Source organism: Brucella sp. GW823-FHT04E01 (genome assembly GCF_058796175.1).
The window spans coordinates 841,077-856,433 of record NZ_JBXAIK010000001.1; the positions used below are offsets into that span (position 1 = coordinate 841,077).

Sequence of the window (15,357 nt, forward strand, 5' to 3'; positions counted from 1 at the left end):
CATTTAACTATTTTGCCCGGTTGGCGTGGCGCACGATGCCGCTGACACCGTTCAGCGCACCGGTTGCGAGTTCGCAGGCAAGCATCCGGCGCGGATCGACCGATGCTGGCATGACCATGGAGCCAGCAGGCACCATCTTGAAACCGAACGGACCGTAGTAGGGCTCGTCGCCGACGAGAATAACCAGCTTGTGACCGGCCTTCTTCGCCGCTTCCAGCGACATGCGCATCAGCTTGCCGCCAATGCCCCGCTTCTTCCACTCAGGCCGCACAGCAAGTGGTCCAAGCAGGAGTGCGGGCGTCTTGCCGACGATAACCGGCGTCTGCCGTACTGAGCCAACGACGATGCCGCCCATCAGCGCAACGAAGGAAAGGTCGAGGGCGTGCGGACCACCTTCACGGATAAAATGCGCGGCCCGGGTAAACCGGCCGGGTCCGAAGGCTTCGGCATTGATGGCTTCGATTTCAATGTCGTGCGCCGGGCATTCCTGCGCGTAGGTCAGTTCAAGCTGCTGCATGGGCTTAGATCGCAATAGGAGAAGTCGGGGACCATCAGGTCAATGGAATGCATTCCGCGCTTGGGCGCGGTTCAAGTTTCATCGTCGGATGAAAAGCATTTCCATTAATCGTTCTCCTTGGCGGTCGGCGTTTGAATGACCGCAATTTGGAAGTTGCATTACACCAAAATGGACAGAGGTAAAACTATTTTTTTCAAAATGGCGGCTTAGACTGATCTTTTTGGAACCGTTACGCACTGTTCACGGCTTGCAATGCTGCAAAATGGCGGTTCTCGCCCTATTCTCTTTGCAAAAGGAGAAATCACATGGGACTTCTGGTCGATGGCAAGTGGCACGATGTCTGGTACGACACCGAGAGCACGAAAGGCCGCTTTGAACGTTCGAAATCACAATTCCGCAACTGGGTAACGGCAGACGGCAGCGCCGGTCCGACGGGCGAAGGCGGCTTCAAGGCTGAGCCTGGGCGCTACCATCTCTACGTTTCATATGCCTGTCCGTGGGCGCATCGCACGCTGATCTTCCGTGCCCTGAAGGGACTTGAAGATGTCATCTCGGTATCGGTCGTGGACTACCTGATGGCGGAAGAAGGCTGGACCTTCTACGGCACGACCGGCAGCACCGGCGATGCACTTTACGGTGCAAAGCGTTTGCATGAAATCTACACTCGCGCCGATCCAAACTATTCCGGCCGCGTCACGGTGCCGGTGCTCTGGGACAAAGAGCAACAGACAATCGTGTCCAACGAGTCAGCGGAAATCATCCGCATGCTCAACACCGCTTTCAACGATTTCGGTGACGCTTCGCTCGACTTTTATCCGGAAGCGTTGCGCGGTGAAATCGATGCCCTCAACGATTTCATCTACCCCAATATCAACAACGGGGTTTATCGCGCCGGTTTCGCCACCACGCAGGAGGCCTATGAGGAAGCGTTCGGGCAATTGTTCGCGGCACTCGATTCGCTTGAGGATCGGCTTTCGCGCCAGCGTTATCTGACCGGCGACCGCCTGACAGAAGCGGACTGGCGGCTGTTCACGACGCTCTTGCGTTTCGATCCGGTCTATGTTGGCCATTTCAAGTGCAATCTGCGCCGTATTGCCGATTACCCGAACCTTTGGAATTACACGCGTGAACTCTATCAGGTGCCGGGCGTGGCCTCGACCGTGAACATGGAGCACATCAAGGGCCACTATTATCGCAGCCACAAGAACATCAATCCGACGGGCATTGTGCCGCTCGGACCGGAGATCAACTTCTCTGCGCCGCATGACCGGGGTCGGTTTCCGAAAGCCTGACCAAACGGGACTGCGTTTTTCCTGCAACACTATTGTTAGAACATCAGCACTCTCTCAAATCTCTTGCGCCCCTTTGATTTCGATCAATGGGGCGTTTCGTTGCGCGGTCCAGATTGCACACATCACTACCCCCCAAGGCTAACAAGACTGACAAGACCGAACACGACTTAAGGAGAGAGAAGATGAACCGCTTCACGAGGGGATTGCTGGCCGCAACCGCGCTGACCTTTGCCGCGCCGGCAGCATTTGCTGCGGACGCCGTGGTAGCACAGCCTGCATCTGAAATTCAGGCCATTCCGGAAGCCCTGTCGCCATGGCAGATCCGTGTGCGCGCACTCGGCGTCATCCCCCAGAATTCCGGCTATGTGAACGGCATTTCGGGTTCTGATCTCGACTATTCGAAGTCGATCACACCTGAACTCGACATCACCTATTACTTCACCGATAATTTCGCTGCCGAACTCATTCTCGGCACGACCTATGCCAATATCAATGGCGCCGGTTCAATCGACGGATTGGGCAAGATCGGCAAGGCATGGATTCTGCCTCCGACCCTCACCATGCAATATCACTTCACCAATTTCGGCGCCTTCAAGCCTTATGTCGGCGCGGGCGTGAACTACACCATGTTCTACAATCAGGATGCGACTGGCGTTGAATATCTCAAGGTCAAGAATGCATTCGGCGGCGCGCTGCAGATTGGCTTCGACTACATGCTCAACGAGCATTGGGGCGTGAACTTCGACGTCAAGAAGCTGTTCCTGGAGCCCAAGTTCGATGCCACCCTGATCGGCGGCACGGAAGTCAGCGGCAAGGCCAAGCTCAATCCATGGCTGATCGGTACGGGTGTTACCTACCGCTTCTAAAATTACGCATGTCACGGTGAAGGCGCAGCCAATGTGCCTTCACCAAAGCGGAAGCGGTTCCAGATCGTGAAGCGCTTCCTGCAGACGCCGCTTGGTTGACGGCGTCGTCCCTTCCGGCAAATCGTCCAGAGGAAAGAAACCGCATTCTGCGATTTCCCGGTCCGGCAAACGCGGGGCCGTCTGTTCGAATTTCCTGCATACATAAAGCGCCACGTGGTCGCGCGGCGACGCATGCGCATTCTTGTAAAGCGCAAAAAGCTGCGGTGGGCCTTTCAGAACGATGTTGGCCTCCTCGCGCAGTTCCTTTTCCAGCGCCTGCCCGAAGGTCTCGCCGCGTTCGACGCCTCCGCCCGGCAATTGCCATCCGGGGACATAGGTATGCTTCACAAGAAAAACGGAATTCTTCTTTTCATCGAAGACAATAGCCCTGACGCCCAGCGTCATCGGACGTCGCATTAGAAAATAAGTATGAAATATGAAATGACGAAAGCGCATACCGTCTCTCCGCGAGGCAATATACCTCTATCCAAAACAGCAATGACATCAACAAAAAGTCGCTAAACAGGTTTCGGTTTCACGCATTATCCAGTAAATGGGCCTTATGTTTCGTCTCGCCCATATCTCCGATATACACCTTTCGCCTCTGCCGCGCGTGCGATATCGCGAATTGGCATCGAAGCGTATCACCGGCTATATCAACTGGCTGCGCAATCGCAAAAATGCGATGCACGGAACCGTGCTGGACACTCTCATTGATGATATGCAGGCGCAAACGCCGGATCATATCGCGGTGACGGGCGATCTCGTCAATCTGGCGCTCAATCTCGAAATCGATATTGCCCACGACTGGTTGTCCAAACTGGGTAGTCCGGACGATGTATCGGTCGTTCCCGGTAATCATGATGCCTATGTTCCGGGCGCGCTCGACAAGTCGTGCCGGAAATGGGAACCGTGGATGCGCGGCGACGGCATCGACAACAAAGACAATCGCCCGCAATTTCCCTATATGCGCGTGCGCGGACCCATTGCGCTGATCGGCGTTTCGTCAGCGCGTGCGACGGCCCCCTTCATGGCGAGCGGCGACTTCCGGTCTGAACAAGGAAAACGTCTGGCCGCAATGCTGGATGAAGCTGGCGCTCGTGGGCTCTTCCGTATTGTGATGATCCATCATCCGCCGATCTATGGTGCAACGCCTGCCCATAAACGCCTCTATGGTATTCGCCGTTTCCAGAAGATCATACGCAAACACGGTGCAGAGCTGGTTCTTCACGGCCATACGCATCTTATCACGCATTACGAGATCGACGGGCCGAACGGCAAGATTCCCGTTATCAGCGTGCCGTCTGCAAGCCAGAATTTCGGCGGCCATAAACCGGCTGCCCGCTATAATATATTCAATATCGATAAGCGGTCTGACGGCAGCTGGTCATGCCTCATGGAAGAGCACGGCGTTTCCGATGCCAGCGAGAAAATAACCAAGCTCAACGAGCGCGTGCTTTATTAACTCCAAAACAAAAACGGCGCCGAAGCGCCGTTTCTTGTCCGATTTTGGCTGATTCCCTAAAGTTGACGCAGTTTTCGCCGGGAACGGCAGCTCCAACTGATTTCTAAGAATTGCGGAACGTGATGTTGCACCCCTTCTGTCCTGCAGCTCGTTCCAGAGCCTGCATCTCGCCCTTTAGACGAGCAACTTCCGCAGCCTTGACACCATTTCCCTCATTGAACAGCAATACTGGCCAGAACAACACCAGACCGACGCCTGTTTTGATTGCATCATTTTTTGCTGCCGAGTTTTGACGCCCAACCGCCGTCGCCGCGCTGGCAGAAAGACGAACACCTTCTTCTTTGAGAGCACGACAGGAAAGAGAACCATAAGCCGCTGATGATGCGTAACTTGGTTCAATTTTATTTGCCTGCGACGCACATCCGGAAATAACGGTTAAAGAAACAACACATAGTAAAAAACGATTCATTGAACACCAATTAGTTTTAAATAATACACTAATCGATCTAAATGAAACGTTATCACATTTCAAAGGCTAATAATTGGAGGCTATTTTCGTGAACCGCCTCAACAATTGATAATTACCACAAGATAGGAAAAAGGCGGCACGATGTGCCGCCTTTCACTAGCGTTATGCTATTGAAACTACTTACCAATCACCCGGTTGACAGCTGAGACAATAGCTTCCAGCGACGCGCTGACGATATTGTCGTTGATACCGGCGCCGAACAGCTTGCCGCCCGGATGAGCCATTTCGACATAGGAGATGGCCGAAGCATCCGAACCCTGCTGTAGCGAATGTTCGGAATAGTCAACGACCGACATCTTCACGCCGAGATATTTCGACAGCGCGTCGACAAAGCCGTCAATCGGTCCCGTTCCCTTGCCCTCGATATTCTTGGTCACGCCGTTATCGGTGATTTCGGCGGTCAGGATACGACGGCCCTTCTGTTCCGGATCGGGCATGGTGTGATGATCGACGAACTTGATGCGGGCATTGGGCTGCGTCACATAGAGCTGCTGGAACGCCTCGTGAATGCGCTTCGACGGCAGTTCCTTGCCTTCTTCATCGGTAATGTTCTGGATGATCTCGCGGAACTCGACCTGCAGGTTGCGCGGCAGGTTCAAGCCATAATCCGCCTGCAGGATATAGGCGATACCGCCCTTGCCCGACTGCGAATTGATGCGAATGATCGCTTCATAGGAACGGCCCACATCCTGCGGGTCGATCGGCAGATAGGGCACTTCCCAGATCGGCGAATTGGCCGAACGGCGCGCCTTCATGCCCTTGTTGATCGCATCCTGATGCGAGCCGGAGAAAGCCGTATAGACCAGCTCGCCGACATAAGGATGACGCTCGGCAATCTTCAACTGGTTCGAATATTCATAGACTTCCTTCATCCGGTTGATGTCGGTGCAGTCCAGCTCAGGGTTCACACCCTGCGTATACATGTTGAGCGCCAGCGTCACCACATCGACATTGCCGGTGCGTTCGCCATTGCCGAACAACGTGCCTTCAACGCGGTCGGCACCAGCCATCAAGCCCAGTTCGGTTGCAGCAATGCCCGTGCCACGGTCATTATGCGGGTGCAGCGAGACAATCAGGTTCTCACGATTGTCGAGGTTGCGGCACATCCATTCGATCTGGTCGGCATAGATGTTCGGCGTGTTCATCTCGACGGTCGAAGGCAGGTTGACGATCAGCTTGTTGTCTGCGGTCGGCTTCACGATCTCGATGACCGCATTGCAGATTTCCAGCGCCACATCCAGCTCAGTGCCGGTAAAGCTTTCGGGCGAATACTGGAAGCGATAACCGCCCCCCGCTTTCGCAGCCATATCCATGATCATCTTTGCAGCGTCGGTCGCGATCTGCTTGATACCGCCAACATCCTTGGCGAAGACCACGCGGCGCTGCAATTCACTGGTGGAATTGTAGAAATGGATGATCGGCGACTTGGCGCCTTCAAGCGCTTCGAAAGTGCGCGTGATCAGTTCTGGGCGGCACTGGACCAGAACCTGCAAATCCACTTCGTCGGGAACATTGCCCTGTTCGATGGCCCAGCGGCAGAAATCGAAATCCGTCTGCGAAGCGGACGGAAAACCGATTTCGATTTCCGGGAAACCCATATCGACCAGCAGGCGGAACATGCGCTCCTTGCGGTCATGGCCCATGGGGTCGATCAAGGCCTGATTGCCATCACGCAGATCGACCGAACACCAGATCGGTGCCTTTTCGATACGCTTGGACGGCCAGGTGCGGTCATCGAGCTGCGGAACCGGGAAAGGCGAATATTTGCTGCCTGCAGTAGGCATGCCTTTGCGCTCGGAAATGGATTTCGATTGCGGCGTGGCGACGGACTGATTCATTTTCGTTTCCTCCCGGCTTTCGACGGCATTCAAGCCCGTCAAGCGCGGATACTACTGATCGATTATAAGGGTTTTCTGGAAAGGAGCACAGGCCTGCGACCGGAGATCGACCGCCGGACGCTCCTTTCAGCGAGCCCGGCGATCGCCGCTAAGGCCGAGGGTAAGAAGCGAGTTTAGAACGCAAACATCAACGCGCGCGCCGAAGGCGGCTGCGGAATGTTCCAAGGATGTTGCGTTTCTGATCGTCATGGAAAAGCTTTTACACGCGCGATTTGTACTGTGCAAGACAGTATTTCATTCAGGCGAAGGGCACCGCGCTGGTTCCCGGCGGCAGCTTTGCCTCATCCTCCGGCTCGACGTGGATCACCACGCGCGCGCTGTCGATCTGCTTCTTCAGGGCATCTTCGATACGGTCGCAAATCACATGGGCATCGCCGACGCTCATTTCCGCCGCAACGACCAGATGAAACTCGATGAAGGTTACACGGCCAGCGATACGGGTCTTCAGGTCATGAACTTCGATAGCGCCGCCCGCATTGGCCGAAATCACATCGCGAATGCGCATTTCCTCGGTCGGCTCGACGCCGATATCCATCAATCCCTGCACCGAGGAATTGATGACATGCCAGCCCTGCCAGAGAATGTTGATTGCCACCAGAATAGCAAGCAGCGGGTCGAGTATGGCCCAACCGGTCACGACCGCACCGACAAGACCGACCAGAACGCCCACGGAGGTGAACACATCGGTCATGATGTGCTTGCCGTCGGCTTCCAGCGCAGGTGAGCGGAACTTGCGACCAGTGCGAATCAACAATGATGCCCACAAGCCGTTTATGACTGCGGCTACCGTGTTGATGCCAAGGCCAAGCCAGGGTTCATCGAGCGTTCGCGGTGATTGAAGCGCAAACCAGGCTTCGCGGAAGATCAAAAGTGCGGCGACCGTAATCAGAACGCCTTCCACGACAGCCGAAATATACTCGGCCTTGTGATGACCGAAGGGATGATTGTCATCGGCGGGCAGATAGCTGACGCGAATGGCCCACCAAGCGCCGATTGCCGCGATCACATTGACGATGGATTCCAGCGCGTCCGAATAAAGGGCCACGGAACCGGTCAATGCATAGGCCAGATATTTCAGACCCATCACACCAAAAGCAACGGGAATAGACCAAGCGGCAAGCCGCCGAACCTTTGCACTCGCGTCCATGATGAACCTTTGAATATCGTTATCTTGTCCCGAAATCGAGACGGGCCTACGCACAGCCCTTCACTCATTTGCTAGAGCGCGATTCGATCTGATTGAATCAGATCGGCGCTCTACGTGTTTGTTTTGAACCGCGCATCTGATCCGAAAACCGTTTCACACTTTTCGGGATACGCTCCAGCGCGCGGGACACATCCACAACGCATCTGGCATATGCAGCAGCAATTCACCGCCGTTCTATACCCCAGAAAAGCGAAACTTCGTACCCCTGTTTTTTCAGTTACGGCATTTAATTTTCTCCTGCAAATGCAAGGCATTACAGTTGCAAATGAGTTGCCAAAGCAGGCAATGGGCAAGCATAGCAAGCGCACAAAAAAGCCAACCGCAGCGATGGCTGCGGCTGGCTCGAAATCGGAACGAAAAGCGTTCGATCAGTAGTTGGTACGGCGCGCCTTGTTCTTGCCCGCCAGATGCGTCACCACATTCTCGATCATGCGCATTCCGGCATTATGACCAAGGGTCATGATGGATTCCGGATGGAACTGAACGGCGGCAACCGGTTCCTTCTTGTGCTCGAAAGCCATGATGACACCGTCTTCCGTTTCCGCTGTGACCAGGAAATCGTCCGGCAGACGTTCCGGATCGGCGAAGATCGAATGATAGCGCCCGACCGTCACTTCTTTTGGCAGGCCCGAGAATATCCGCTCCGGCTTCGACACGCGAATGCGCGACGGCTTGCCGTGCATCGGAATACGCAACTGGCGCAGCGTACCGCCATAGGCTTCTGCCAGTGCCTGCAATCCAAGACAGACACCGAAGATCGGCAGTTCCCGCTTGCGCGCCTTGTCGATGGTCGCCTTACAATCGAAATCCTGCGGCGTGCCCGGTCCGGGTGACAGAACCACGAGGTCAGGCTTGACCCTGTCGAACACATCTTCGGCAACAGGCGAACGCACCGTCGAGACCGTAGCGCCGGTCTGGCGGAAATAATTGGCGAGCGTGTGCACGAAGGAATCTTCATGATCAACAAGCAGGATCGATATCCCCTCACCCACCTTTGCCGCCACGCGTTCTTCGGCAATTTGATTGCTCTTCTGCGCTTCACGCACAGCCGAGATCATCGCCGATGCCTTCAATTCAGTTTCGGCTTCTTCCTCTTCCGGATTGGAATCGAACAGAAGCGTTGCACCAGCCCGAATTTCGGCCACGCCATCCTTCACGCGGATGGTGCGCAGCGTCAGGCCGGTGTTCATGTCTCCATTGAAGTGCATCATGCCAATGGCGCCGCCATACCATGCGCGCGGGCTACGTTCGTTTTCCTCGAGGAAACGCATCGCCCACAGCTTCGGTGCGCCGGTCACGGTCACAGCCCATGCATGGCTGAGGAACCCGTCGAAAGCATCCATGCCGTCGCGAAGCCGCCCTTCAATATGATCGACCGTATGGATCAGGCGCGAATACATCTCGATCTGGCGACGACCGATGACGCGCACCGAACCCGGCTCGCAGACACGGCTCTTGTCGTTGCGGTCCACGTCCGAGCACATCGTCAGCTCGGATTCATCCTTCTTGGAATTCAGCAGTTTCAGAATCTGTTCCGAATCCGAAATCGCATCTTCGCCGCGCTTGATCGTGCCGGAGATGGGGCAGGTTTCGATACGCCGTCCGTTGACCCGCACAAACATTTCCGGCGATGCGCCGACCAGATATTCGTTGTCACCCAGATTGATGAAGAACGAATAGGGCGACGGATTAATCGTCTTCAACCGGCGGAAGATTTCCGATGGCGCGGTATGGCAGCGCTCATAGAAGGTCTGGCCCGGGACCACTTCAAAGAGGTCGCCGCGCTTGAAGCTTTCCTTGGCGCGCTCTACGAGTTTCGCATATTCGCCCGGATTGTGATCGCCGCGCGCAAGTTTGGCTTCCGATGGTTTGAAGGCCTGTGCAGGCGTTGCCCGTGCGAGACCATGCGTGGATGAGCCACCGCAGGCGAATTCATAACGATCCACCCAGGCACGCGCCGCATAGTGATCGGCCACGAAGATTTCATCCGGAATGAACAGCACCAGATCGCGCTGATCGTCGGGACGCTTCAGCTTGTACTGAACGGGATCGAACTGGAACGCCAGATCGTAACCGAAGGCACCGTAGAGGCCGAGATTGGCGTCTTCCTCAGAGAAGAACAGACCGACAATGGCGCGCAGAACGGTGAAGACCGAAGGCATACGCGAGCGCTCTTCCTCGGTGAAGGTTCCGCTCGGCTCGGCAATGGTCAGCTCAATGCGGTTTTCTTCGGCCTTGTCGACCGCCACCTCGGCAAGCGCCTTCACTGTGTCCAGGATAGGCCGCAGAAGAATGACGCCGCGGGCATTCAGCGCTTCGATGCGCATGGTACGGGCGCGCGAGGTGATGACCACCGGAGGATCGACGATAGCTGTGTCCCATCGCGTATAGCGGCCCGGATATTCGTAGTTCGACGAAAACACCGCACCACGCCGTTCGTTCAGCGCATCGATATAGGTCTCGATCGCGCCCTTATAGGCCGTGAGGTGACGCACGCGCTCGACGACGATGCCGCCTGCCGTCTCGTGCTGGAATATCTCGCTATCCGCAATCTTCGCATTCATGATCGGCTATCCCAAATCTCAACTGTTTCCGAATATTTCCAGAACCCGGTTTCCCCGCCAGTCTTATTCAAACAGCCAAACAAAAAGGCCGCCCGGATAATCCCAGCGGCCTGTTTTCTAAACGCAAATGCACAAACGCCTGCGTGGCCGCTTTTAGCGGGCCCACCACCAACCGTTGATGACGATATTGCGCGAAATGTTCATGGACGTACTGTTAGCGTTCAATGTGTTCGCTTGCAACCGGAAAATTCAGCCACCCAAATGTGCCACGCAGGCCATCTTCGGGACAGAGTTCCACAGGTCTCGCAAAAGAAAATCCGGACAGTTTGGGGCTGTCCGGACTTCCTCAGAACCGGGATAAACGAAACGGAAGGAATGGGACGATTCCTCCAGTTTCAAACACCCCCTTACCCCATGCCAAAATTTACAGGTGCAATATAACTTTCAGTATGCGCACTATCCTTATCACAGGTTGCGCATAATTTACAACCTGTGATTGTTATTTGCATATATGCTTACGTTTAAGCCGAATTCATCCGAGTAGTTCAAAAATTTGTAGGACCACCCAACAAGTTTCATCTTGCGTCGGGGACCGATTTCGGATTGATTTCCGTGGCAACTCAAACACATATGCAAAAATCAAGAACAGAGCCGTCACACATAAGCGGCCATTGGGGACAACTGATGAAGAATCTCGATGCGATGGACAGGAGTATTTTGCGCGCCCTTCAGGAGAACGGGCGTCTGACCAATACCGAACTGGCCGATCGCATAAATCTCTCGCAGACGGCAACTGCCGAACGCGTCAAACGACTGACCCGCGAAGGGTATATTCTCGGCTATTCGGCACGGCTTTCACCCAAGATGCTCGACCGGGCCATGCTGGTCTTTATCGAGATCAAGCTTGATCGCACCACGCCGGAAGTCTTTGAAACCTTCTCGACCTTCACCCGCAACAATCCCGACATTCTGGAATGCCACATGGTTGCGGGCGGCTTCGATTATCTCGTCAAAGCCCGTGTATCCGACATGGATCACTATCGGCGTTTCCTTTCGGAGGCGCTTCTTTCTCTGCCCGGCGTGCGGGAATCGCACACTTACGCCGTGATGGAGGAAGTGAAGGAAACCGCCTATATCGCCGTCTGAACCGGCGACAAGCCCTTCCTGAAGACATCGTTGCTGTCAGCAGAATGGCAGCAACGAACTCCCTACTTTTCACTTCCAACTTGCTATCGCTTATTTACGGGTATATACCCGCAATATGTCACATCCGTGTTTTTGTATCCTTCTGCGCCAGGCAGCCCGCAAGACATCGAGCGTCTATGACAACGCTCTGGCGCCGCTTGGCATCAATGTCGCGCAGTTCAGTACGTTGCGAAAAATCCGTCGTGCGGGTTCCATCTCGCTGACCGAGCTTGCACATCTGTCCGAGCTGGATCGGTCGACCATGGGCCGCAATGCGAAGGTTCTGCAGCGCATGGGGCTGATCGAGCCTGCGGCCAGCGACGACCATCGCGAGACCAGCGTGACGCTGACGGCAGACGGTCGCGATCTTGTGGAACGCGGCGGTCCGCTCTGGGATCAGGCGCAGGAAGAAATCGAAGCCAAGCTGGGAGAGGACGGCGTGGAACAGCTGGAAAGCCTGTTACGCAGCCTCGATTGACCGGAGACCGGTTGTCCCTTGACTGAAAACAATGACCTGAAGCCACGCGCCCGTTATGGAGCGAACGGTTTCGCCATCAAACGTATGGCTGGCCAAAAGCCAGCTTGAAACCAGCTTAAACCCGAAAGCGCCAAAGATGATTTCTGCCCGCCTTGCCAGCTTTCTCGCCCAGAGGAACATCCATTACGGATGGGTCGTCGCCGCCATCACCTTCCTGACCATGCTGGCGACAGCAGCTGCCATGGGGTCTGCGGGTATCCTGATCGAACCGCTCCAGCGTGAATTCGGCTGGACGAATGCGAATATCTCCTTCGCAATGGCGCTTCGCCTCGTTCTTTTCGGCCTGATGGGGCCGTTTGCGGCAGCCTTCATGAACCAGTTCGGCCTGCGCCGCGTGGTTGCAGCCGCTCTCATCATGATTTCACTGGGGCTTGTCGGTTCCATTTTCATGACCGAGGAATGGCAGATGGTTGCGCTCTGGGGCGTGGTGATCGGCCTTGGCACCGGCATGACGGCGCTCGTGCTCGGTGCAACCGTTGCAGCACGCTGGTTCGAAAAGCGGCGCGGTCTGGTCGTCGGCCTGATGACAGCCAGTAATGCCACCGGCCAGCTCGTCTTCATGCCGATCCTTGCCAGTGTCAGCCAGACCATCGGCTGGCGAACGTCGCTCACCATCGTCGTTTGCTTCCTTGTTGCCGCGCTTGTACTGGTTCTCGCTTTGATGCGTGACCATCCGGCGGATATCGGCTTGAAGCCTTACGGTCGCACGGCACCGCTCCCGGCACCCGGACCCAGAATGAGCTTCGGCACCATGCTGGCCTCACCCCTCGTCACGTTGCGCGAAGCGTCTTCAACGGCAACTTTCTGGGTCCTGTTCCTGACCTTCTTCGTCTGCGGCTTTTCCACGAACGGCCTGATCCAGACGCACTGGATCACGCTTTGCGGTGATTTCGGAATTGCGCCGGTCGGTGCGGCTGGCATCCTTGCCGTGATCGGCGCGTTCGACCTGATCGGCACGATCATGTCCGGCTGGCTTTCCGACCGGTTCGACAATCGCTGGCTTCTGTTCTGGTTCTATGCGCTGCGCGGTCTCTCGCTGATCTATCTGACCTTCACCGACTTCACCGTCTACGAACTGGCATTGTTCGCCGTCTTTTACGGGCTGGACTGGGTGGCGACCGTGCCGCCAACCGTCAAGCTCGCCGCCGAGCGCTTCGGCCCGGAAAAGGCCGGGCTGGTTTTCGGCTGGGTGTTCACCGGCCATCAGATCGGGGCCGCAGCCGCAGCCGCTTTCGCCGGGCTCGTGCGCACCGACTATGACAGCTACACCCCTGCCCTGATCCTCGCCGGTGCCATGTGTTTTGCCGCTGCGGCCATGGTGTTCATCATCAACCGTCCTGCTGCAAGGCCAGTCCTGCAGGCTTCATGATGCTATACGCTTCCTGCCCTTCCTGTTCAGTGCCAGCACGCCGAGACTGATCAGGAAGGCGGCGAGCGTGTCGGTCCAACCGGGCACCTCGCCCAGAAGAACAAGCGCCAGAACCAGAGTGATGACAGGGATCAGTGCTGATAGCGCTGCCCCTGCCGCCGTTCCCAGCAGCACAACGGCACGGTTGAAGGCAAAGACGCCAAAGGCCGAAGTAAGTACGCCCTGATAGAAACCCTGCAGGGCAATATCACCCCAGGATGTCGCGCCAAGCCCCTTGGGCAGGAAGAGCATATAGATCGGCAGATAGACAATTGCCGAGGTGACGGCCGCGATAGCGGTCGCATGCAGCCCGTCCATTCCCTTTCTGCGAAACACCATGACATAAATCGCCCACACGAGTGCCGCGACGAGAAAGAAAAAGTGCCCGAGCATTTCCGGTCCGCCCAGTTGCGACAGACCGGCGATCAGCATGGCGCCGATCAGGATCAGCACGACCCCGGACCAGCGCGACGGCGCAAGACGTTCCTTGAGAAGCGCCATACCCAGAACGGCAACCATTGCTGTCATCAGCCCCGGAATGAGCGCTGCTGCATGGGATACCGGAGCATATTGCAGACCACAGGTGGTCAGCAGCGCATAGGGAACACCTGCTCCGGAAACCAGAAGCACAAAGCCGAGCGGACCGAGCTTGCGAAAGCCGAACCCTTTCATCAGAACCACCGGCAACAGCACCAGCCCCGCCACGCCGAAACGCAACGCAATGATGTCGAAAGGCGTCAGTGCGGTCTTGAACCCGAAACGGGTCAGGACGAACGAACCGGACCACACGAGAACCCCGGACAGCCCCCAGGCCAGACCGCGTATGGTATCGGAAGTCGAGCTTGTCGGGGTGGTTTCGGTAATTGCCGTCATGGTCACTCGCTGCAGGATGAGGGAAGAGCGCAGACTATTGCATCCCTGATATGCGCAAGCGTCACGGATAAGCGAGATATGAGATATTAGAGTTTCTTATGCCGCTCTACTTCTGGCGTCCTGCGCCACGTCGCAGAACCGTTCGACCAGATGCCGGACCGGACTGTCGGCCCGAAAAACAATATAGACGGTGCGAAACGTCGGCGGATTGAGGCGGCGCGCCCGCAATCCGTGCAGATCGGCCCCCGGCAGACTGATTTCTGACAGAAGCGTCGTGCCGATGCCATGGCGCACCATTTCCAGCACCGTGGCAACGTCGCGGGTGCGCACCTGCTCGCTGCGCATTTCGCCGTCGCCATGAATGATCCTGTCGATAATCATTTCGCAGCCTGCTGCGGCGATCAACTGGCGATCCCGCAGGTCCCCGGCAGTGATTGTGTCGTTGCGCATGAAGGGGTCATCACGCCGTCCCACCACGACAAGTTCTTCACGGCCAACTTCCCGTGCTTCAAGCTCGGGCGTCGGCAGCGATGTAATGCCGAGATCGGCAATACCATCGCGCACCCATAGACTCACATCGTCGTGCCCGCCCTCGAAAGCGCTGAATTCAATGCCGGGATAAAGCCGCTGAAACGTCTTTCGCAGACCGGGCAGAACATATTCAAGCTGACTTGGAATTGCCGCGACGCGCAGCCGTTCGGGCGCGCTGGAAGCACTGCACCGTGCCTGCAGTTCTATCCGGTCGACTGCCGCGAGGGCGGCCTTGGTATCGGCAAGGATCGAATGCCCGAACGCCGTCAGGGCGGCTCCATCGCGCTTTCGCGCCAGCACATCGACCCCGAGGATTTTTTCCAATGTCGCAATCGCCTGACTGGCTCCCGATTGCGTGAGCCGCAAGCGCCGCGCAGCAGCACCGACACTGCCGGTTTCCGCGACAGCTTCAAGCAAACGTAACTGGACCAGACTGATCTTCATC

At 56.3% G+C, this 15,357-nt stretch carries 15 protein-coding genes; 7 read left to right on the forward strand and 8 right to left on the reverse strand.

Annotated elements, in window-relative coordinates; all coding sequences use genetic code 11:
• Positions 1–7: 7 nt before the first annotated feature.
• Positions 8–517, reverse strand: a complete 510-nt coding sequence (locus AC1RHM_RS04205) for a GNAT family N-acetyltransferase (RefSeq protein WP_010659590.1) — start codon at positions 515–517, stop codon at positions 8–10.
• Between the two features lie 305 nt (positions 518–822).
• Between AC1RHM_RS04205 and AC1RHM_RS04210 the strand changes: the two genes are divergently transcribed.
• On the forward strand, positions 823–1,809 hold the full coding sequence (locus AC1RHM_RS04210) for a glutathione S-transferase family protein (RefSeq protein WP_010659589.1): 987 nt from the start codon (positions 823–825) through the stop codon (positions 1,807–1,809).
• 182 nt (positions 1,810–1,991) lie between these two features.
• On the forward strand, positions 1,992–2,675 hold the full coding sequence (locus AC1RHM_RS04215) for an OmpW/AlkL family protein (RefSeq protein ID WP_010659588.1): 684 nt from the start codon (positions 1,992–1,994) through the stop codon (positions 2,673–2,675).
• 39 nt (positions 2,676–2,714) lie between these two features.
• Here the strand turns inward: AC1RHM_RS04215 and AC1RHM_RS04220 are convergent, their stop codons facing one another.
• The gene (locus AC1RHM_RS04220; protein WP_010659587.1) at positions 2,715–3,170 is read right to left on the reverse strand and encodes an NUDIX domain-containing protein; all 456 of its coding nucleotides are present in this window, start codon (positions 3,168–3,170) and stop codon (positions 2,715–2,717) included.
• Positions 3,171–3,276: 106 nt separating this feature from the next.
• Here AC1RHM_RS04220 and AC1RHM_RS04225 point away from each other — a divergent pair, with 106 nt between their 5' ends.
• A complete protein-coding gene (locus tag AC1RHM_RS04225; RefSeq protein ID WP_010659586.1) occupies positions 3,277–4,179 on the forward strand; it encodes a metallophosphoesterase family protein in 903 nt (300 codons plus the stop codon).
• Positions 4,180–4,282: 103 nt separating this feature from the next.
• Here the strand turns inward: AC1RHM_RS04225 and AC1RHM_RS04230 are convergent, their stop codons facing one another.
• The 3 genes from AC1RHM_RS04230 to AC1RHM_RS04240 all read right to left on the reverse strand — a co-directional run bounded on the left by AC1RHM_RS04230 (position 4,283) and on the right by AC1RHM_RS04240 (position 7,753).
• Positions 4,283–4,648 carry a hypothetical protein gene (locus AC1RHM_RS04230; RefSeq protein WP_010659585.1) on the reverse strand — a complete coding sequence of 122 codons (366 nt, stop codon included), beginning with the start codon at positions 4,646–4,648 and terminating at the stop codon, positions 4,283–4,285.
• Positions 4,649–4,824: 176 nt separating this feature from the next.
• Complete coding sequence (gene leuA / locus AC1RHM_RS04235) at positions 4,825–6,546, reverse strand: 2-isopropylmalate synthase (protein ID WP_010659584.1); 1,722 nt, start codon at positions 6,544–6,546, stop codon at positions 4,825–4,827.
• A 298-nt stretch (positions 6,547–6,844) separates the two neighbouring features.
• Entirely contained in the window at positions 6,845–7,753 is a 909-nt protein-coding gene (locus AC1RHM_RS04240) for a cation diffusion facilitator family transporter (RefSeq protein ID WP_010659582.1), read from the reverse strand.
• Positions 7,754–7,867: 114 nt separating this feature from the next.
• Between AC1RHM_RS04240 and AC1RHM_RS04245 the strand changes: the two genes are divergently transcribed.
• A complete protein-coding gene (locus AC1RHM_RS04245) occupies positions 7,868–8,188 on the forward strand; it encodes a hypothetical protein (RefSeq protein ID WP_125300050.1) in 321 nt (106 codons plus the stop codon).
• Here the strand turns inward: AC1RHM_RS04245 and AC1RHM_RS04250 are convergent.
• Complete coding sequence (locus tag AC1RHM_RS04250) at positions 8,182–10,377, reverse strand: anthranilate synthase component I (RefSeq protein WP_010659580.1); 2,196 nt, start codon at positions 10,375–10,377, stop codon at positions 8,182–8,184. The genes AC1RHM_RS04245 and AC1RHM_RS04250 overlap by 7 nt on opposite strands.
• Positions 10,378–11,061: 684 nt before the next feature.
• On the opposite strand from AC1RHM_RS04250, the gene AC1RHM_RS04255 reads away from it, so the two are divergent.
• From AC1RHM_RS04255 to AC1RHM_RS04265, 3 genes are all read left to right on the forward strand, one after another.
• Entirely contained in the window at positions 11,062–11,523 is a 462-nt protein-coding gene (locus tag AC1RHM_RS04255) for an Lrp/AsnC ligand binding domain-containing protein (RefSeq protein ID WP_006472719.1), read from the forward strand.
• Between the two features lie 115 nt (positions 11,524–11,638).
• Positions 11,639–12,040 carry a MarR family winged helix-turn-helix transcriptional regulator gene (locus AC1RHM_RS04260; protein WP_010659579.1) on the forward strand — a complete coding sequence of 134 codons (402 nt, stop codon included), beginning with the start codon at positions 11,639–11,641 and terminating at the stop codon, positions 12,038–12,040.
• A gap of 136 nt (positions 12,041–12,176) precedes the next feature.
• Positions 12,177–13,469 carry an MFS transporter gene (locus AC1RHM_RS04265; protein ID WP_010659578.1) on the forward strand — a complete coding sequence of 431 codons (1,293 nt, stop codon included), beginning with the start codon at positions 12,177–12,179 and terminating at the stop codon, positions 13,467–13,469.
• Here AC1RHM_RS04265 and AC1RHM_RS04270 read toward each other — a convergent pair.
• Both AC1RHM_RS04270 and AC1RHM_RS04275 read right to left on the reverse strand, forming a co-directional pair.
• Entirely contained in the window at positions 13,464–14,381 is a 918-nt protein-coding gene (locus AC1RHM_RS04270) for a DMT family transporter (RefSeq protein WP_010659577.1), read from the reverse strand. The two genes, AC1RHM_RS04265 and AC1RHM_RS04270, sit on opposite strands and share 6 nt — an antisense overlap.
• Positions 14,382–14,477: 96 nt before the next feature.
• The gene (locus AC1RHM_RS04275; RefSeq protein ID WP_010659576.1) at positions 14,478–15,356 is read right to left on the reverse strand and encodes a LysR family transcriptional regulator; all 879 of its coding nucleotides are present in this window, start codon (positions 15,354–15,356) and stop codon (positions 14,478–14,480) included.
• Between the last annotated feature and the right edge of the window lies 1 nt (position 15,357).